A 3,602-nucleotide genomic window follows, 5' to 3' on the forward strand; every position below is an offset into this window, starting at 1 on the left:
CGCGAGTGGGGCGAGCGCTTCCCGATCCGGCCGAACGCCTTCGCGGCTGAGACCCCGCCGGCGCGCGAGGTGCTGGCTGACAGCCGCACCATGAAGGGAGGCGGAGCGGCCGGCGTGGCGACGCTGGGTGCTGCGGGCGCCGAGGTCGCGCAGGGCGTGCTGGCCGAGACGCAGACCGCGGTCCTTCCGCTGGTGCCGTATCTCGACACGCTGCGCTGGGTGTTCATCGCCGTGGCGCTCGCCGGCATCGTGGTCACGATCTACGCGCGGCTCGACGACTGGAAGCGGGGGCGGCGATGATCGAAGCACTCATCGGATTCCACGCCAGCCCGTGGATGCGGGCGGCTCTGCGCCACGGCGCCATCGTCCTCGCCGTGCTCCTGTTCCTGCTCACGTTTCGGCGGTCCGGCGAGCGAGCCGGCCGCCTCGCCGAACGCTATGAGACCACGGAGAAGACCAATGATGTCCAACACCGGATGCTGGAGGCGGCGGCTCGTCGTCCTAGGTCTCGTGACGAGCTTGCTGAGCGGCTGCGCAACGGCCGGTTCTGAAAACGGCGGCCTCGCGATGTGCCCGCCGGCTGTGGAGTACAGCCGTGAGCTTCAGGGGCGGGCCGCCGACGAACTGGCGTGGTTGCCGGAAGGCTCGATCATCGCGGAAATGCTGAGCGACTACGCAGTGATGAGAGAGCAGGCTCGGGCCTGCTCTCTTGAGACAAGCTAGCAAGAGCCCAAGAGCCTGAGCGCCTGCGGTCTGCAATCCGCACCAATATGGCGGCAGGCAGCATGCCGATCGATCGCTGGACGCAGCGGCCAGGTGGTGTCCCTCACCGAACGAACCAGGACGATGCACCCGCCTCCAGGCAGGTCCGGCACCGTGATCGACCGCATCGCGCCATTCTGCTGGACCGCTGGCGGGCTCGGCCGCCCCGATCTGCGCGGCCGGCCCTTGTGACTGCCGCCGGCGCGCTCCTCTGGCTTCTCGCCTTCTTGCTGATCCCGTTCCTTGTCGCCAGGATCAGCGTCGTGATCCCGAGGATCGCCGGGTCAGTACGTCCTCAATCTCGCGCGCCACGTCGTCGATGCCCTGCATTCCATCAACCGTAATGAGCTCATTCCTTCGGCGATAGTAGTCCAGTAGCGGCTCCGTCTTGTTCCGGTATGCGTTGAGACGTCTGACAAAGGTATCCCGATTGTCGTCGCTGCGAGCGGTGCCACCAGCGGCCAGCGTATCGGCGACGCGCTTTTCCATTCGCTCGACCAGCGAGGTCTCATCGACCTTCAGTTCGATGACTGCGTCAAGCCTGACACCCCTTTGCTCCAGCATGGCTGTCAGGGACTCCGCCTGCGCGACTGTCCGGGGAAAGCCGTCGAGAATGAAGCCCTTGCGGCAATCCTCTTGATCGATCCGGTCGGATACCATCTGGTTGACCACATCGTCGGGTACGAGTTCGCCGCGATCCATGATCGCCTTGACCCGCCGCCCGGTTTCGGTGCCTTTGGTCACAGCAGCGCGCAGCATATCTCCTGTAGAAAGCTGAGGGATCGAGTGGCGTTCCGCCAGACGCTGCGCCTGCGTTCCCTTCCCTGCTCCCGGTGGTCCGAACACTATCAGTCTCATTGTCTCTTCTCACCTCTTGGATAGCCACGAGGGCGATGGCAGCGGCAATTCCGATGCACCCAGTACCGTTTGGAGAAGCCCTGCACTTGCGCGCAGACCGGCGCTGGCCGTGTAGGCGAACATGATATCCTGCCTCCAGGTCTGGCGCCGGAGCGGAACCGCTCCGGCGCCGAACTCCTTAGCGGCTCGATCCTCCGTAGACGATGCCATTGGGCCGATCGCCGACCGGCACCGTCCTGACCACGTTCTGGCTCTCGACGCCGATGATCGAGACACTGTCATCGGCGATGTTGGTCACGAACACGTAAGCCCCGTCCGCCGATGCCGACACGCCATGGGCGCCACCTCCGGTGGTGATCGTTTTCACGACCTCTCCCGTCGCCGTGTCGATCACCGATACGGTGTCGTTCGGCTCCGCGTCGGTGCCCTGGTTGGCCACATAGACGTGGGCTCCATCGGGGGTCGCGAACATCTGGATCGGGTTCGGCCCCACGTCGATCCTGTTCGTCAGCTCGCGGGACGCGGTGTCGATGACGGCCACCCGGTTCTCGTCGCGCAGCGAGACATAGACCTGATCGCCAGACGGCGTGAACCCGACCTGAACGGGGGCTGCGCCCACCGGAATGCGCGCAACTTCCGTCAGGTCCTGCGTGTCGATGACGGAAACCGAGCCGTCCTCGACATTGGCCACATAGAGCTCGCTCTCATCCGGGCTGAGGCGCAGCCCGTGCGGATAGGCTCCGGTCGCGATGCGCCCGATCACCGAAGCCGCTGCGAGATCGACCACCGCAATCTCGTTCCCGCCGGAGAGCGAAACATAGGCGCGCCCGCTGCGATCAGCGACGACATGCGCCGGATGCGCCCCGACCTCCACCGTGGCGACGGGTTGCGACAGTCGCTCCGGATCGAGCACCACCAGGACCCCTCCGCCCGCATCGGTGTCGGCATGTCCATCGTCAGCCGATCCGTGCGCGTGATCGGCGGCAGGGCTCCCGACCGCCAGCAGCAGATTTCCGTCCGGCGTCAGATCGACATTGTGCGGCGACACCCCGACGTCAACGGTCTCGACCGAACCCGTGCCGAGATCGATGGCGCTGATCGAATTGCCGCCCTCGTTGGCGGAGTAGACGGTCCCGCCTGTCTGGCCGAGGGCGGTTGGTGCCTTGCCGGCGTTCGTCTCCAGCCATGCCTGCATTTCAGCGATCTCGCCTTCCTGCGCCGCGATGATCTGGTCCGCCCATGCCCTGGTCTGCGGATCGTCGCCGTATTGCTGGACGATCTTCGCCATGTCGATCGCTCCCTGATGATGCGGGATCATGCCCCGCACGAAGGCGACGTCCGGGTCGTCGGCCATGACACCTTCCATCATCGGTCCGTGCATTTCATTCATCGAGGCGACGTAGGCCTGCGTGAAGTCGGGAGCGCCGGAAAGGCTCGTTGCGGCGCCACCGGCGCCGGGTGCGGCCATTCCGCCGTGCATGCCCCCCTGCATCATCTGCTGCATCGTCTGCATCATGGCCTGGCCATGCTCGGGCATTCCCTGCATGCCGGGCATCTGCGGCCTGGGCGCGGGTGCCTGTTCCGCCTGGGCGGGCGGGGTTCCCGGGTGGTGGGTGTCATGTTCGGCCTGGGCGAGAGCAGCGCCCGGCAGGCCCGCCAGCAGGCTGACGGAAAGAACGATTGCAGTTCGGTTCATTGGTTTTCATCCTTTGGCACCGGAGCGCCGGCGTCACATTCGCGGACGCGGGCCTCCGAAAGATCGTCTGAGCTCGAAGTGTGCGCTTGCCGGCGGTCGCGCCGGAGCGGCCGTCAGGCAGCGGTCAGACGAGGCGGCCTCAGGATTCCTTCGGGGGATCGTTCCCACGGGTCACGGTGCATGACCCTGAACAGTTCACCATTCACGGACGGCCCGAACGTCAGCGGCCCGACGGGAACGGCGGCGATCAGACAGGTCTGACAGCAGTCGGCCAGCATCTCGCCGC

Annotated in this window: 3 protein-coding genes and 1 pseudogene; 2 read left to right on the forward strand and 2 right to left on the reverse strand. The window is 66.0% G+C overall.

Translation table 11 applies throughout. The features are described 5' to 3' along the window. Positions 1-300, forward strand: a pseudogene (locus Q4F04_RS14965) (peptidase M15); the annotation flags it as partial. Beyond that, entirely contained in the window at positions 297-551 is a 255-nt protein-coding gene (locus tag Q4F04_RS14970; protein WP_303370593.1) for a hypothetical protein, read from the forward strand. The pseudogene Q4F04_RS14965 and the gene Q4F04_RS14970, both read left to right, overlap by 4 nt. Before the next feature lie 466 nt (positions 552-1,017). On the opposite strand, the gene Q4F04_RS14980 is transcribed toward Q4F04_RS14970, so the two are convergent. Together Q4F04_RS14980 and Q4F04_RS14985 are read right to left on the reverse strand one after the other, a co-directional pair. Then, entirely contained in the window at positions 1,018-1,620 is a 603-nt protein-coding gene (locus tag Q4F04_RS14980; protein ID WP_303370595.1) for an adenylate kinase, read from the reverse strand. Positions 1,621-1,798: 178 nt separating this feature from the next. Continuing rightward, entirely contained in the window at positions 1,799-3,316 is a 1,518-nt protein-coding gene (locus Q4F04_RS14985; RefSeq protein ID WP_303370596.1) for a DUF305 domain-containing protein, read from the reverse strand. Between the last annotated feature and the right edge of the window lie 286 nt (positions 3,317-3,602).

Origin of the sequence: Paracoccus sp. (in: a-proteobacteria) (genome assembly GCF_030536915.1) — a bacterium.
Classification (GTDB): Bacteria; Pseudomonadota; Alphaproteobacteria; order Rhodobacterales; family Rhodobacteraceae; genus Paracoccus.